This is a genomic window from Sphingomonas natans, assembly GCF_030546695.1.
In the GTDB taxonomy this organism is placed as follows: domain Bacteria; phylum Pseudomonadota; class Alphaproteobacteria; order Sphingomonadales; family Sphingomonadaceae; genus Sphingomonas_I; species Sphingomonas_I natans.
This window is the reverse complement of the sequence record NZ_JAUOTP010000005.1, coordinates 34,719-48,103: the sequence shown is the minus strand read 5'-3', so window position 1 is coordinate 48,103 and position 13,385 is coordinate 34,719. Positions and strand designations below refer to the sequence as shown.

Annotated in this window: 13 protein-coding genes; all 13 read left to right on the top strand. The window is 67.9% G+C overall.

Translation table 11 applies throughout. The features are described 5' to 3' along the window. The first annotated feature begins 29 nt into the window (after positions 1-29). The 13 genes from Q4F19_RS12070 to Q4F19_RS12010 all read left to right on the top strand — a co-directional run bounded on the left by Q4F19_RS12070 (position 30) and on the right by Q4F19_RS12010 (position 13,347). Entirely contained in the window at positions 30-1,961 is a 1,932-nt protein-coding gene (locus tag Q4F19_RS12070; protein WP_303542891.1) for a glycosyltransferase, read from the top strand. A 118-nt stretch (positions 1,962-2,079) separates the two neighbouring features. Beyond that, the gene (locus Q4F19_RS12065) at positions 2,080-3,225 is read left to right on the top strand and encodes an acyl-CoA dehydrogenase family protein (protein ID WP_303542888.1); all 1,146 of its coding nucleotides are present in this window, start codon (positions 2,080-2,082) and stop codon (positions 3,223-3,225) included. Then, entirely contained in the window at positions 3,222-4,268 is a 1,047-nt protein-coding gene (locus Q4F19_RS12060; protein ID WP_303542887.1) for an enoyl-CoA hydratase/isomerase family protein, read from the top strand. Before Q4F19_RS12065 ends, Q4F19_RS12060 begins: the two co-directional genes overlap by 4 nt. Before the next feature lie 23 nt (positions 4,269-4,291). After that, the gene (locus Q4F19_RS12055; protein ID WP_303542885.1) at positions 4,292-5,386 is read left to right on the top strand and encodes an NHL repeat-containing protein; all 1,095 of its coding nucleotides are present in this window, start codon (positions 4,292-4,294) and stop codon (positions 5,384-5,386) included. Between the two features lie 101 nt (positions 5,387-5,487). Next, positions 5,488-5,721: a hypothetical protein gene (locus tag Q4F19_RS12050; RefSeq protein ID WP_303542883.1), complete on the top strand. Its 234-nt coding sequence runs from the start codon at positions 5,488-5,490 to the stop codon at positions 5,719-5,721. 74 nt (positions 5,722-5,795) lie between these two features. Then, on the top strand, positions 5,796-6,809 hold the full coding sequence (locus Q4F19_RS12045; protein WP_303542881.1) for an acetamidase/formamidase family protein: 1,014 nt from the start codon (positions 5,796-5,798) through the stop codon (positions 6,807-6,809). 302 nt (positions 6,810-7,111) lie between these two features. Continuing rightward, positions 7,112-8,221, top strand: a complete 1,110-nt coding sequence (locus Q4F19_RS12040; protein ID WP_303542879.1) for a glycosyltransferase family 4 protein — start codon at positions 7,112-7,114, stop codon at positions 8,219-8,221. Then, positions 8,218-9,132, top strand: a complete 915-nt coding sequence (locus tag Q4F19_RS12035; protein ID WP_303542877.1) for a glycosyltransferase family 2 protein — start codon at positions 8,218-8,220, stop codon at positions 9,130-9,132. The genes Q4F19_RS12040 and Q4F19_RS12035 overlap by 4 nt, the downstream gene beginning before the upstream one ends. Further along, on the top strand, positions 9,132-10,172 hold the full coding sequence (locus Q4F19_RS12030) for a glycosyltransferase (protein ID WP_303542875.1): 1,041 nt from the start codon (positions 9,132-9,134) through the stop codon (positions 10,170-10,172). Before Q4F19_RS12035 ends, Q4F19_RS12030 begins: the two co-directional genes overlap by 1 nt. Continuing rightward, complete coding sequence (locus Q4F19_RS12025; protein WP_303542873.1) at positions 10,169-11,260, top strand: acyl-CoA dehydrogenase family protein; 1,092 nt, start codon at positions 10,169-10,171, stop codon at positions 11,258-11,260. Before Q4F19_RS12030 ends, Q4F19_RS12025 begins: the two co-directional genes overlap by 4 nt. After that, positions 11,254-11,940, top strand: coding sequence for a PIG-L deacetylase family protein (locus Q4F19_RS12020; RefSeq protein ID WP_303542870.1), 687 nt, complete (start codon positions 11,254-11,256; stop codon positions 11,938-11,940). Before Q4F19_RS12025 ends, Q4F19_RS12020 begins: the two co-directional genes overlap by 7 nt. After that, positions 11,930-12,514 carry a class I SAM-dependent DNA methyltransferase gene (locus Q4F19_RS12015; RefSeq protein WP_303542868.1) on the top strand — a complete coding sequence of 195 codons (585 nt, stop codon included), beginning with the start codon at positions 11,930-11,932 and terminating at the stop codon, positions 12,512-12,514. The genes Q4F19_RS12020 and Q4F19_RS12015 overlap by 11 nt, the downstream gene beginning before the upstream one ends. Beyond that, positions 12,511-13,347: a glycosyltransferase family 2 protein gene (locus Q4F19_RS12010; RefSeq protein WP_303542866.1), complete on the top strand. Its 837-nt coding sequence runs from the start codon at positions 12,511-12,513 to the stop codon at positions 13,345-13,347. The genes Q4F19_RS12015 and Q4F19_RS12010 overlap by 4 nt, the downstream gene beginning before the upstream one ends. Positions 13,348-13,385 lie beyond the last annotated feature (38 nt).

The following is a 13,385-nucleotide window of genomic DNA, read 5'->3' as shown; positions in this document are numbered from 1 at the left end:
TGCCCGATTCAGTCAGGTGAGTTGATCCTATGATCTTGCCAGCTCGCGCCGTGCTCGACGCGGCGCTTCTCGACCTTTCGCTGACCGCCATGGTCGCGAGCCTGTTCATGGCCGCGCAGACACGCGCCGTGTTCGGCATCGACGAGACCGAGGGCCGCCAGGTCGGCCCCGTTTGGGCGGCCGCCGTCGCGTGCGGGATCGCCGCGGCTTATTTTGGGCAGGACATCGTCGGCGCACTCGTGGCGACCCTGCTCGCATTGATGGGGGCTAGCCTCGTCAGCTGGGCGATGCCGCGGCTGACTGCCGCCGGTGCGCTCGCCATGGCGGTCCAGCCGCTGCTCCTGCTGACGGCCTTGCCCTGGTCGCTGCTGCTGCTGAGCGGGCTCGATTATCCGACCTGGGCACTGATGTTGTGGACCGCGAGCGGGGCGCTAGGCGTGCTGCTCCTCGGCTTCACGATGGCGGGCTCGCTCGTCCGCCAGGCGACGATGACGCATATGAGCTGGCGCCGGCCGACCGCGCCGCTTCCGCCCAAGCTCGGCCGGGACGCGCCGATGATCTCGGTGCAGATCCCCTGCTATGCCGAGCCGCCCGAGCTCGTCATCGCGACGCTCGATGGCATCGCCGCGCAGAACTACCCGAATTTCGAGGTGATGGTCTGCGACAACAACACCAAGGACGAGACGCTGTGGCGCCCGGTCGAGGCGCATTGCCGCCGGCTCAACGCGAAGCTCGGCTTCGATCGCTTCCGCTTCTTCCACGTCGCGCCACTGGATGGCGCCAAGGCGGGTGCGCTCAACTGGTTGATGCCGCGCATGGACAAGGCGGCCAAGCTCGTCGCGGTGCTTGATGCCGATTATGATGCCGAGGCCGGCTTCCTTTCCAAGCTGGCGGGCTTCTTCGACGATCCCAAGATCGGCTACGTCCAGACGCCGCACGATTATCGCGCTTATGAAGCGAGCCCGTATCTGCGTGCGTGCTATTGGGAATATATGCCGACCAACAAGGTCGTCTATCCGGGGATCAACGAATATAACGCCGCCTTCACGATCGGGACGATGTGCATCGTCCGCGCGGATGCGATCCGCGACGTCGGCGGCTGGGCCGAATGGTGCCTGACCGAGGATAGCGAGATTTCGGTGCGGCTGCGTGCGATGGGCTATGACGGCGTGTATCTGCCGCAGACGTTCGGGCGCGGGCTGATCCCCGAGACGTTCGAGGATTATCGCAAGCAGCGCTTCCGCTGGTGCGCCGGCCCCGTGCAGCAGCTGCGCCGCTACTGGCGCTATTATCTGCCGCGTCCGTTCGGGCTCAAATCGGGAATAAACGGCTGGTCGAAGCTGCTCGAATTCCAGCGCAGCGCGGCGCCGCTCGTCCAGCTCGTCGGCACCGGTTTCGGCCTCGTCATGATGACGGTGATGACCGTGCTGAGCGCGACCAACGTGATCCCCGATGTCGTCTTGCCGGGCGTTGCCTGGGGTATCCTCGCGGCTGGCACGACGGCGTCGGTCGCGCTCAAGTGGCGCCGCTATCGCCTGTCGGGCTGCGAGCGGATTTCCGACATGCTGCTCGGCGAAGTCGCGCAGGCGAGCCTGTCCTTCGTGCAGATGACCGCGGCGATTGCGGGCCTGTCGTCGAAGCCGCAGCCGTGGCGCCGGACACCCAAGTTCGCGGTCGCGGGATCGTGGCAGCGCGCGATCGATGCGACGAAGCCCGAGGCAATCCTCGGCAGCGCGCACCTCGCGCTGATCGCCGCGCTGTTCGCGATCTCGCCGAGCATTGGCGGACATATGACCCTGCTCGCCTCGGTCGCTCTGCTGATGTCGGGCGCGCGCTTCCTCGCGGCGCCGGCGATGGCGCTGCTCGGCGAGCGCGAACTTGCTCGGCAGGCGCTCCAGGCGCGCGAGCAGGAAGACCGGTTCGCGGCCATCGATCGCCGGCGCACCTTCAAGATCGCCTGATCCGCCGCCCGCGCCGGTGCCTTGCGGCGCCGGGCGTGACAAGCGATGAGGCGGCAGGAGGATTGCTCATGGCCGATGCGCGCGAAGACGCGACTTGCCCCGCCGGGATCGCGACGCGGTGAGCAGCCCGTTCGATCTGGATGACGACCAGCGCGCGATCCAGGAGATGGCGCGCCGCTTCACCGCCGAACATATCACCCCGTTCGCGGCCGAGTGGGACGAGCACCATATCTTCCCGCGCGACGCGGTGAAGGCGGCTGCCGCACTCGGCTTCGGCGCGATCTACGTCTCGGAAGAATCGGGCGGCGTCGGGTTGGGGCGGCTGGAGGCGGCGTTGATCATGGAGGCGATGGCCTATGGCTGTCCGTCCACCTCGGCCTTCATCTCGATCCACAATATGGCGGCGTGGATGATCGATCGCTTCGGCGATCGGGCGGCGAAGCAGGCCTATCTCCCCGGTCTTGTCTCGTGCGATCTGCTCGCCAGCTATTGCCTGACCGAGCCGGGCTCGGGATCGGATGCGGCCGCGTTGAAGACCAAGGCGGTGCGCGAGGGGGACGCATATGTCGTCACCGGGCAAAAGCAGTTCATCTCGGGCGGCGGGGTCAACGATCTCTACGTTACGATGGTCCGCACCGGCGAGGAGGGACCCGCTGGCATTTCCTGCCTCGTCATCGAGAAGGACATGCCCGGCGTCAGCTTCGGGGCGCCCGAGCGCAAGCTCGGCTGGAACAGCCAGCCGACCGCGCAGGTGAATTTCGACGGCGTACGCGTGCCCGTCACCAACCGCATCGGCACGGAGGGCGAGGGCTTCCGCATCGCGATGACGGGGCTTGACGGCGGGCGGCTCAATATCGGCGCCTGCTCGCTCGGCGGGGCGCAGCGCGCGCTGGACGAGGCGATCGCCTATGTGAAGGAGCGCCGCCAGTTCGGGAAGGCGGTCGCCGATTTCCAGGCCACGCAGTTCAAGCTCGCCGACATGGAAACAGAGCTGCAGGCGGCGCGGATGCTGCTCTATGCGGCGGCGGTCAAGGTGACCGAGGGCGCGCCCGACAGGACCAAGTTCGCGGCGATGGCCAAGAAGCTGGCGACGGACACCGGCTGGTCGGTCGTCGATCGCGCGCTGCAATTGTTCGGGGGCTATGGCTATCTGAAGGATTATCCGATCGAGAAACTGCTGCGCGACCTGCGCGTCCACCGCATCCTGGAAGGCACCAACGAAGTGATGCAGATGATCATTGGACGCGATCTGGTGCGCGGATGACCGACGAACTGATCGTGATGCGCGAGGGCGCGGTCGGGCGACTGCGCCTTAACCGGCCGCGCGCGATCCATGCGCTGACCTTGCCGATGTGCGAGGCGATGATCGCGGCTTTGCTCGAATGGCGAACCGATCCGGCGGTCGAGCTGGTGCTGCTCGACCATGCCGAGGGGCGCGGCTTCTGTGCGGGCGGCGACGTGCGCGCGGCGGCGGAGAGCGGGCGGGGGGACGGCGCCGCGGCGAGGGCATTTTTCCACACCGAATATCAGCTCAACCATCTGCTGTTCACGTATGCCAAGCCGATCGTCAGCGTGCTGGACGGGATCGTGATGGGCGGCGGGGTCGGCATCGGCCTGCCCGCGCGCCATCGCATCGCGACCGAACGGACCATGTTCGCGATGCCCGAGACGACGATCGGCTTGTTCCCCGATGTCGGGGCGGGCTGGTATCTGTCGCGGTTGCCGGGGCGGATTGGGCAATATCTGGCGCTGACGGGCGCGCGACTGACCGGCGCGGATTGCCTCACGCTGGGACTGGCGACGCATTATCTGCAGAGCGACCGGGTGGAAGAGGCCAAGCAGCAACTGCTTGCGAGGCCTTCGGCGGAGGCACCTGCGATCCTGGAGCGCCTGTCCGGGCAGCCCGACGAGCCCACGATCCTGACGTTTCGCGACGATATCGATCGCCTGTTCGCCTCGGACGATTTTGAGGAGGTCCTGGCCGTACTGACGGCGGACGGATCGGACTGGGCGCGGCAGCAAATGGCAATCCTCGCCACCAAGAGCCCGCAAGCGTGCAAGGTCTCGCTCGAACTGCTCGCGCAGGGGGCCGCGCAGACCGATTTCGCGGGCGAGATGATGGTCGAATATCGGGTCGCCTCGCGCGTATGCCAGCGGCACGATTTCCTCGAGGGCGTGCGCGCCTTGCTGATCGACAAGGACAATGCGCCGCGCTGGGATCCTGCCACGCCCGATGGGGTGACGGGCCACCTGATCGACCAGATCTTCGCGCCGCTGCCGGATGAGGAATGGTCGCCCGCTTACTAATCGGGACGATCGGAAAGGGGATCATGACCAAGCGCGTTCTTCACAAGATCGGGTTGCTCCTGGCGGCGACGCTTGCCTTCAGCGGATCCGGCGCGATGGCCGGGGCGCGGCCGCCGGTGATGCCCGTTCTGACCCCCGACGCGAACTGGCTGAAGCCACCCGCCGGATTGCTGATCGGCAATATCAGCGCGGTGGCGGTGGATGCGCAGGACCATGTCTGGATCCTGCACCGCCCGCGAACGGCGCATGCGGCGGATGGCGCGAAGGCCGCGCCGCCGATCCTCGCCTTCGCGCGCGACGGAACCTATCTGCGCGGGTTCGGCGGGCCGGGTGCGGGCTATGACTGGCCCGCGAACGAGCATAGCCTGGCCGTCGACCGCAAGGGGCGGGTCTGGATCACGGGCAATTCCGGCACCGACGACATGCTGCTTGTCTTCGCGCCCGACGGCCATTTCCTCCGCCAGATCGGGCGCCCCGGCGCCAGCAAGGGCGACCTCGACACGGCGAACCTCCACGCGCCGGCGGACATCTTCGTCGATGATCGCGCCCACGAGGTCTATGTTGCGGATGGCTATGGCAACCGCCGGGTGATCGTGTTCGACAGCGAGACCGGCGCGTTCAAGCGGATGTGGGGCGCGTTCGGCGCTGCGCCGCCCGAAGCGCCGGCTCCCGAGCCGCGTGTCGCCGGCGCGTCGTTCACGCCCGAGACCGGCGACGGTCCGCAGGGCTTCAGCGGGGTCCATGGCGTCGAGCTGTCCCGCGACGGCAAGCTCTACGTTGCCGATCGCTACAACCAGCGGGTTCAGGTCTTCACGCCGACCGGCAAATATCTCGGCCAGGTCTTCGTCGATCGCAACATGGCCTCGCCGCAGACCGCCTCGGGCATCGCCTTCTCGGCAGATGCCGCTCAGAGATATTTGTATGTCTCGGACTCGGGCAATTCGCGCGTGCTCGTGTTCGACCGGGCGCGCCTCGCCCTGCTCGGGGCCTTCGGGAGCAAGGGCAGCGCGCCGGGACAGTTTTCGGGCCTTCACCTGATCGCGACCGACAGCCACGACGCCTTATATACCGCGGAACTGACCGGGCAGCGTGTGCAGCGCTTTATTCCGAAGAAGTAAGCCCGAGGCCCATCGTCGCAACAGTTCATCCGCGCGCATGATCGCCCGTATACGGATGGCCGCCCCTCGACAGCCGTCAGGTCAGGCGACATGAGACCGGCATGACGGGATCGGAACTGAGAGACGTGATCGTGCGCCACCTCGCCAAGTCCAAGGGCGGCGGGACGGTCCGGTGGCGGGCGGCGATCGGCGAGCTCAAGGTCTATTCGCTGTCGACGCATGGACATTGCAACTGGGACGTCCGCCCGGCGGGCACAACTTACGAGATGGCAGAGATCGAGCGGGCCGTCGACGTGCTGCGGCTGGCACATCCGTTCGTGGACGTCGGCGTTTAGACACCGCAAGACGAGCGGGAGTCGGGCGCGGCGTCTCTTCTTGCGGCCAAGGCTTATCGAAAAGGAAAACGACGATGCGCATCGTATTTCTGGCCGCTCTGATCGCCGCAACCCCGCTCGCGGCGAAGACGGTCGAGCTGCAGGCGACGCCCGAGACGGTCGCGTGGGGTCATTATGATGCGACTTCCAAACCGGTCCTGACGATCCGGACCGGTGACACGGTCAAGATCCACACTTTGCTGACCAACAGCCCGGCGGGCCTCGAAAAGGCCGGCGTCGCGCCCGCCGATGTCGAGCAGAGTCTCCGCGACGTCTATGACAAGGTGCCGGCTGCCGCACGCGGCCCGGGCGGGCATATCCTGACCGGCCCGATCGCGATCGAGGGCGCGGAACCGGGCGACATGCTGGAGGTGCAGATCCTCGCGATCGATCTCGCCATCCCCTATGCCTATAATGCGTTTCGCTACGGCGCCGGCTTCCTGACCGACGACTTCCCTTATGCGCGCATGAAGATCGTGCCGCTCGACAAGGCACGGATGGTCGGCAAGTTCGCACCGGGCATCGACGTGCCGCTGCGCCCGTTCTTCGGATCGATGGGGGTGGCGCCGCCGCCCTCCTTCGGCCGCTATGACAGTGCGCCGCCGACGATCAACGGCGGCAATATGGACGACAAGGCGCTGGTCGCCGGCACGACGTTGTATCTGCCGGTTCATGCGACTGGCGGGCTGTTCCAAGTGGGCGACGGCCATGCCGCGCAGGGCAATGGCGAGGTCGACATCACCGCGCTGGAGACCTCGCTCGTCGGTACGTTCCGCTTCGTGCTGCACAAGGCGGCCAAGCTGCCTTATCCGCGCGCCGAGACCCCCGACGCATGGATCGCAATGGGCTTCGACGACGATCTCTCGAACGCGACGCGCAAGGCGCTGCGCAACATGATCGACTTTCTCGTGACCGAAAAGCATATGAGCCGCGATGACGCTTATATGCTGATCAGCGTCGCCGGGGACGTCGAGATCACCGAATTGGTCGATCGCAACAAGGGCGTCCACGTCGTGCTGCCCAAGCGATTGTTCACCGGCGCGCGCTGATCATCAAAAGTAGGATCGCAGCGCTTCGTGAGCTTAACCGAACTCGATATAGTCTCGGTATAGTGTGCATTTTCGACAATAGCCGACCTTATAGTGGGAATCGAGCGCAGCACGATCTTGGATGCAGCTGGGTCTCGTGATATTTTTGATGAATTGTTGCCGCGTGTCGTTTGCCGGCTCTATTCTATAGCGTATGGCGCGTCTTGAGCTTTTCATGAAATTCGGCCGAACGGATATTTATCCGAGATAGGGCGTTACTATAACGCAGCCGCATCTTGCGCGTTCGCACGAGCGGGGCAAATATGCGGATCGGGATCATTGCGCACCTCAAGCATGCGATCGGCGAGCCGTTCGCCGGCGGCCTGGAGATGCATACGCACATGCTCGCGACGTCGCTCGCCGCGCGCGGACATGACGTCACCTTGTTCGCATCGACGCGCTCGGATCCCGATCTGAAGAACGAGGCGATCTGCGACGAGACGGCTTTGCTCGGCACAGGGACCGCCGAGGCCGTCGATGTCACCTTCTTCCGCGAGCATCATGCCTATCTGACGCTGATGTCCGCACTCCGGCACCGGTCTTTCGACATCATCCACAACAATTCGCTTCATTATCTGCCGGTGACGATGGCCGACACGATTTCGGCGCCGATGGTGACGACCTTGCACACGCCGCCCTTCTGCTGGCTCGAGAGCGGCATCAGGCTGTGCCGCGCGGAGACGATGCGGTTCGTGGCGGTCTCGGAAGCGATCAGGGGGCTGTGGAGCCCGATCGTACCGATCGATCGGGTCGTGGAGAATGGCGTCGATCTCGCGCGCTTCCCGTTCCGGCTCGTGCCCGACGCGCAGCCCTATCTCGTCTGGTATGGTCGCATCGTGCCGGAGAAGGGCCTCGATCACGCCATCGAGGCGGCGCGGCTGCTGGACATGGAGTTGCGGATTGCCGGCCCGATCTCGGATCGCGACTGGTACGAGGCCGAGATCGCACCCAAGCTCGGGCCGAAAGCGCGATATCTGGGTCATCTCGATCATGGCGCGCTGGGCCGGCTGATCGGCGGTGCGCGCGCGTTCCTGTGCACACCGCGCTGGGAAGAGCCTTACGGGCTGGTCGTCGCCGAGGCGCTGGCCTGCGGCACGCCGGTGGCCGCGTATGCGCGCGGCGCGATCCCCGCGATCCTCGATGCGACGAGCGGCGTGCTGGCGACGCCCGACGATCCGCGGGCGCTGGCCGAGGCGGCGCGCGCCGCGCTCGGGCTTTCGCGCCTGGCCTGTCGAGCCCGCGCAGAGCGCAAGTGCGATGCCGGAGCGATGATCGACGGCTACGAACGGCTTTACGAAGAGATCATGTCGGCGCGCATGCTTCCCGCGTCGCATTCGGACGCGGCCAACGATCTGGAGGTCGCTGCCGCATGACCCCGCCCTTTTGCGTCTGCGTGCCCGCGCGCAACGAGGCCGCGCGACTGCCGCGGCTGTTCGAAGCATTGGCGGCGCAGGATGTGGACGGGCTGATCCCGATCGCTTTGTGCATCAACAATAGCGACGACGGCTCGGCGGAGCTGGTCCGGGTGATCGCGGCACGGCCGGGCAGCCGGCTGCAGCTGCATCTCGACGAAGCGTCGTTTCCGCCGGCGCTCGCGCATGCCGGGTCGGCGCGTCGGCGGGCGATGGATCTGGGTGCGGCGGTCAGTCCCGCCGGGCTTTTGCTGTCGACCGATGCCGACTGCCGGCCGCCGCCCTCCTGGATCGGCGCGAATCTGGCGGCGTCCGCCGGCGGCGCGAACATGATCGGCGGTCGGATCGTAATCGATCCCGAGGAACCGCTCGCGCCGCTCGTGCAGAATGCCCGCCATCTGTGGGACGCCTATTGGGAGCGGGTCCGCGCGATCGAGGATGCGATCGATCCGCGGCCCTGGGATCCGGCGCCGCGCCACGGCGATCATACGGGCGCGAGCCTCGCTCTGCCGACGAGCCTCTACCGCGCGGCCGGCGGCGTGCCGCTGCTGGCGCTGGGCGAGGACCGCGCTCTGGTGGATGCGGCGATCACGGTGGGCGGGCGGCTCGCGCATCCGGCGAGCGTGTGGACCTATGTCTCGCCGCGCCAGGACGGCCGCGCGGCGGGCGGAATGGCGGACGACATGCGCCGGCTGCACGGCGAGGCCGGCATGGGCGACGCGCTCGTCGCACCGGCCTTCACGCACTGGCAGGCGCGGGCCGAATGGCGCCGCGCGCTGAGGGGGCACCCCCAAGGCGAGCGCCGGATCGTGCAGGAGGAGGCCGCGCTGCCGCCGATGCCGCACGACATGCGGCTGGCGGACGCCGCCTGATGGCGCGTCCGATCGGCTATTATGTCCACCATCATGGCGACGGGCATCGCCAGCGCGCGCTGGCCCTTGCCGACTCGATAGGAGAGCGGCTCGTACTGCTCGGCACCGGGTTGGCGGGCCGGACCGGCGGGGTCCGGACGATCGAGCTGCCCGACGATTGCCTGCCGGAACAGGGCTTCGCGGGCGCGGATGGCGAGGCGCATCGCGCGCAGGCGCTCCATTTTGCACCGATCGACCATGATGGCATCCGCGAGCGGGTCGCGATCGTGAGCCGCTGGATCGCGGACGAGCGGCCCGCCTTGATCGTCGTCGACGTGTCGGTCGAGGTGGCGATGCTCGCGCGTCTGGCGGCGACGCCGGTCGTCTATGTCCGCCTCGCCGGGCTGCGCGACGACCCGGCGCATCTCGACGCGTTCCGCGCGGCACACGCGCTGATCGCGCCGTTCGACGAGGCTCTCGACGATCCGGCGACACCGGACTGGGTGCGCGCGAAAACGACCTATTTTTCGGGGCTCACCGCGCATCGGTCGGAGCCGGCACCGGATGCGCCGCGCGACGATATCCTCGTCGTCGTCGGCGCAGGCGGGAGCATGATCGATGGACCGGCGCTCGCCGCTGCGGCGCGGGCGACACCCGATCGCCACTGGCGGGTCGCCGGATTGATCGAGCCTGTCTCGGATGCCCCCGCAAACCTTCAGATGCTGGGTTGGGTCGATGACGTGGCCGCCGAGATCGACCGTGCGACCGTCGTCATCGGCGGGGGCGGGGACGGGGTCGTGAGCGCGGTGCTCGCGGCCGGGCAGCCTTTCCTGTGCCTGCCCGAAGCGCGGCCCTTCGACGAACAAAGGTCAAAGGCCCGGCAGCTGCGCGCTGCCAGGGCGGCGGTTGTTCGCGAAAGTTGGCCGGTGGCGGAGGACTGGCAGGCGGTCCTCGCCGAGACCGCCGCGTCAGCGACCGGAGTCGGCGCGAAGCTGCATGATCCGGACGGACCGGCGCGTGCTGCCGCCTTCCTGCTTGCGATGGCGGAGCAGCGCGCATGACCGCAGGCGATGCCGACCGGGACCTGTTCGAGCAGCTGTGCGCGCTCGGCGCGGGCTATGACGAGACGCCGCGCTTTCCGGCCGAAAGCCTCGCGGCGGTCGCAGCGTGCGGCCTTCATCGCAGGTTCGCGCCGCTTGCCAGCGGCGGCGACGTGTTCGAGAGCGCGCGGGCGATTCATGCGGCGATGTTCGATGCGCTCCGCCTCGTTGGCCGGGGGGATCTGAGCGTCGGGCGCCTGTTCGAAGGCCATGTCAACGCGCTGCGCCTGTTCGACTGGTATGGCAGCGCGGCACAACAGGATTGGCTCGGCTCGCAGCTCGCGGCGGGGCGCTTCTTCGGCGTCTGGGCGACCGAGCCCAGCCCCGGCGTCGCGCTCTCCTTCGATGGGGCGTCGGGCGCACTGACCGGCGCGAAGAGCTTCGCCAGCGGCGCGGGCGGCCTCGATTTTTCCTTAGTGACGGTTCAGCCGCCCGAGGGGCAGAGGCGTGTCGCGATCGTGCCCGCCAACGACACGGCCCGCGCCGATACGCGCGGCTGGCGCGTGCGCGGCATGCGCGCGACCCTGAGCGGGCTGTACCGCCTCGATGGCGTGCCGGTGCAGGCGAACGACCTGCTCGGCGAGCCCGGCGATTATGATCGCGATCCGCGCTTCACGGGCGGCGCCTGGCGCTTCACCGCAGTCCAGCTCGGCGGGATCGAGGGCCTCTTGCAGGAATTGCGTGCGGCGATGTCGGCGACGGCGCGCGCGGATCCGCTGCAGCGCGCGAAGTTCGGGGCGGCGGTGGCGGCGACGCGCACCGCCTGGTTCTGGGTGAAGGCCTGCGCCGAGCGCGCCGCGGACGAGCATCCCGACACGCCCGCTTTCGCGCAGATGACGCGCGGGATCGTCGAGCGGGCCGCGCTCGACGTGATGGAGCTGGCGGCGCGCGCGATCGGCACGCGCAGTGCGTTCGACGGCGAGCGCGCCGACAAGATCATCCGCGATCTCAGCCTGTATCTGCGCCAGGCCGGCCCCGATCATGCGCGCGATCAGGCCGCGCTCGCCTGGCTGGACCGGGATTGCTGGGGCGAGGACCCCTTATGGTAGCGATCCCGCTGAACCGGAGCATCTTCGCGCGAGCGCGCTGGCTGATCCTGGCGCCCCATGCCGACGACGAGACTTTGGGGGCGGGGGCGCTCATCGCCGAGGCGGCGCGCGCGGGGCGGCTGGGTGCGGTCGCCTTCATGACCGACGGATCCGGCTCGCATGCGTGCGATGACGCCGGCGCGCGCCGACGGTTGATCACCCTCCGCGAGCGCGAAGCGGGGCTGGCGCTGCGTCGGCTCGCCAAGCAGGGCGCGGTTGCGCCCGTCTTTCTCGGCTGGCGGGACGCCGACCCGCATGCCGCCGACGCTGGCGCGCTCCGGCGCACGCAGGATCGTCTGTTGGCCCTGTGCCGAACTCGTCGCATCGATGCGATCGCGGTGACGGCGGGCGACGAGCCGCATTGCGATCATGCCGCGGCCTTCCAGCTCGCCCGCGCGGTATGTCGCCGCACGCCCGGTTCGCTGGCGCTTTTTCGATATGCGGTGTGGAGCGAGACCGCCCCGTCCGGTCGCGCATTCGAGACGAAGGCGATGCCGGTCGGCGTTCGCCGCCACGCCTTGCAGGCGCATCGCAGCCAGCTGACCGCGTCGTTCGGCCCGGGCTTCCGCCTGCCGCGCGCGAAGCAGCGCATGCCCGCGCGCGACCGCCTCTATCTTTGGGAGAGCCGTCATGCGGCATGAGAACTCGCTCGACGCCGATTATTTCGAAGGCATCTTCGCCGCAGACGAGGATCCGTGGGGACTCGACAGCGAAAGCTACGAAGCCGCCAAGTTCGACGACAGCATCGCGGCGATTACGGACCGGCGCTACGAACGCGGCTTCGAGATAGGCTGCGCGCAGGGTGCGCTGACGCGTCGGCTCGCGCCGCTCTGCGGTGCCCTGCTCGCGATCGATGTCAGTACGACCGCGCTGGACCGCGCGCGCAAACGCTGCGCCGACCAGCCGAACGTGACGTTCGAACAGATGGCTTATCCGCGCGAGCAGCCAAGCGCGGCGCGGTTCGATCTCATGATCCTCTCGGAGGTCGCTTATTATTGGGACGCGGGCGATCTCGGGCGGGCGGCGGACCAGATCGCCGGGGCGCTCGCGCCGGGGGGGCGGATCCTGCTCGTGCACTGGACGGGCGAGACCGATTATCCGCAGACGGGCGATGGTGCGGTCGAGGCGCTGTGGGACAGGCTGCACCCGATCCTCAGGGTCGAGCGGGCCGATCGGCGCGAAAAGTATCGGCTGGACCTGTGGCGCCGATCATGAGCGGCGTGAGCCTGCTGACGATCGTGAAGAACCGTGCCGCGCATCTGGCGCAGCTTATCGCGGGCGTGCGCCGGAGTTCATTCCAGCCCGACGAAGTCATCGTCGTGGACATGAGCGACGAGCCCGTCACGATCGAAGCGGGGGCGCTGCCGATCCGGTTGATCCGGCACGAAACGGACGGCCTTCCGCTTGCCGCAGCGCGCAACCTGGCGGCGCAGTCGAGCAAAGGTGCCCGGCTCGTGTTCCTCGATGTCGACTGCATTCCGCTGGCGACGATGATCGGGGATGTCGCGGGCCTGCTGGAGCGCGAGGACAGCCTCGTCTGCGCCGAGGTCCGCTATCTGGGCGCCGGCGACGAGCGCGTCGTCTGGGACGATGCCTCGCTGCTGGCGGCCGGCGCATCGCATCCGGTGCGCGACTTCCCGCGCGCCGGAGTTCGCACCGAGACCAATCCGGGCCTGTTCTGGTCGCTCGCCTTCGGCATCCGCCGCGCACGTTTCGAGGCATTGGGGGGCTTCGACGAACGGTTTGCGGGCTACGGCGCCGAAGATACCGACTTCGGCTTCCGGGCAGCTACCGCCGGACTGCCCCTGCGCTTTCTCGGCGGGGCGATCGCCTGCCATCAACATCATGCGACCTACGATCCGCCGCTCCAGCATTTCGACGATATCGTCGCCAACGCCCGGCTGTTCCATGACATCTGGGGGCGATGGCCGATGGAAGGCTGGCTTGCGAGGTTCCAAAGCGCAGGGCTCATTCGCTGGACCAGCGACGGGCTCGATACGATCCGCGGCCCGTCCCGAGCGGAGATCGGCGCCGCTCTCGTCGCTTAGGACAAGCGAGGCGGCCGGCTTGACGGCTGATGTGGGCC

What these genes read in the sequence shown, in the direction of transcription:
- Q4F19_RS12070 (WP_303542891.1), top strand. Translation starts at nt 30, where the DNA reads ATGATCTTGCCAGCTCGCGCCGTGCTCGACGCGGCGCTTCTCGACCTT.
- Q4F19_RS12060 (WP_303542887.1), top strand. Translation starts at nt 3,222, where the DNA reads ATGACCGACGAACTGATCGTGATGCGCGAGGGCGCGGTCGGGCGACTG.
- Q4F19_RS12055 (WP_303542885.1), top strand. Translation starts at nt 4,292, where the DNA reads ATGACCAAGCGCGTTCTTCACAAGATCGGGTTGCTCCTGGCGGCGACG.
- Q4F19_RS12050 (WP_303542883.1), top strand. Translation starts at nt 5,488, where the DNA reads ATGACGGGATCGGAACTGAGAGACGTGATCGTGCGCCACCTCGCCAAG.
- Q4F19_RS12045 (WP_303542881.1), top strand. Translation starts at nt 5,796, where the DNA reads ATGCGCATCGTATTTCTGGCCGCTCTGATCGCCGCAACCCCGCTCGCG.
- Q4F19_RS12040 (WP_303542879.1), top strand. Translation starts at nt 7,112, where the DNA reads ATGCGGATCGGGATCATTGCGCACCTCAAGCATGCGATCGGCGAGCCG.
- Q4F19_RS12035 (WP_303542877.1), top strand. Translation starts at nt 8,218, where the DNA reads ATGACCCCGCCCTTTTGCGTCTGCGTGCCCGCGCGCAACGAGGCCGCG.
- Q4F19_RS12030 (WP_303542875.1), top strand. Translation starts at nt 9,132, where the DNA reads ATGGCGCGTCCGATCGGCTATTATGTCCACCATCATGGCGACGGGCAT.
- Q4F19_RS12025 (WP_303542873.1), top strand. Translation starts at nt 10,169, where the DNA reads ATGACCGCAGGCGATGCCGACCGGGACCTGTTCGAGCAGCTGTGCGCG.
- Q4F19_RS12020 (WP_303542870.1), top strand. Translation starts at nt 11,254, where the DNA reads ATGGTAGCGATCCCGCTGAACCGGAGCATCTTCGCGCGAGCGCGCTGG.
- Q4F19_RS12015 (WP_303542868.1), top strand. Translation starts at nt 11,930, where the DNA reads ATGCGGCATGAGAACTCGCTCGACGCCGATTATTTCGAAGGCATCTTC.
- Q4F19_RS12010 (WP_303542866.1), top strand. Translation starts at nt 12,511, where the DNA reads ATGAGCGGCGTGAGCCTGCTGACGATCGTGAAGAACCGTGCCGCGCAT.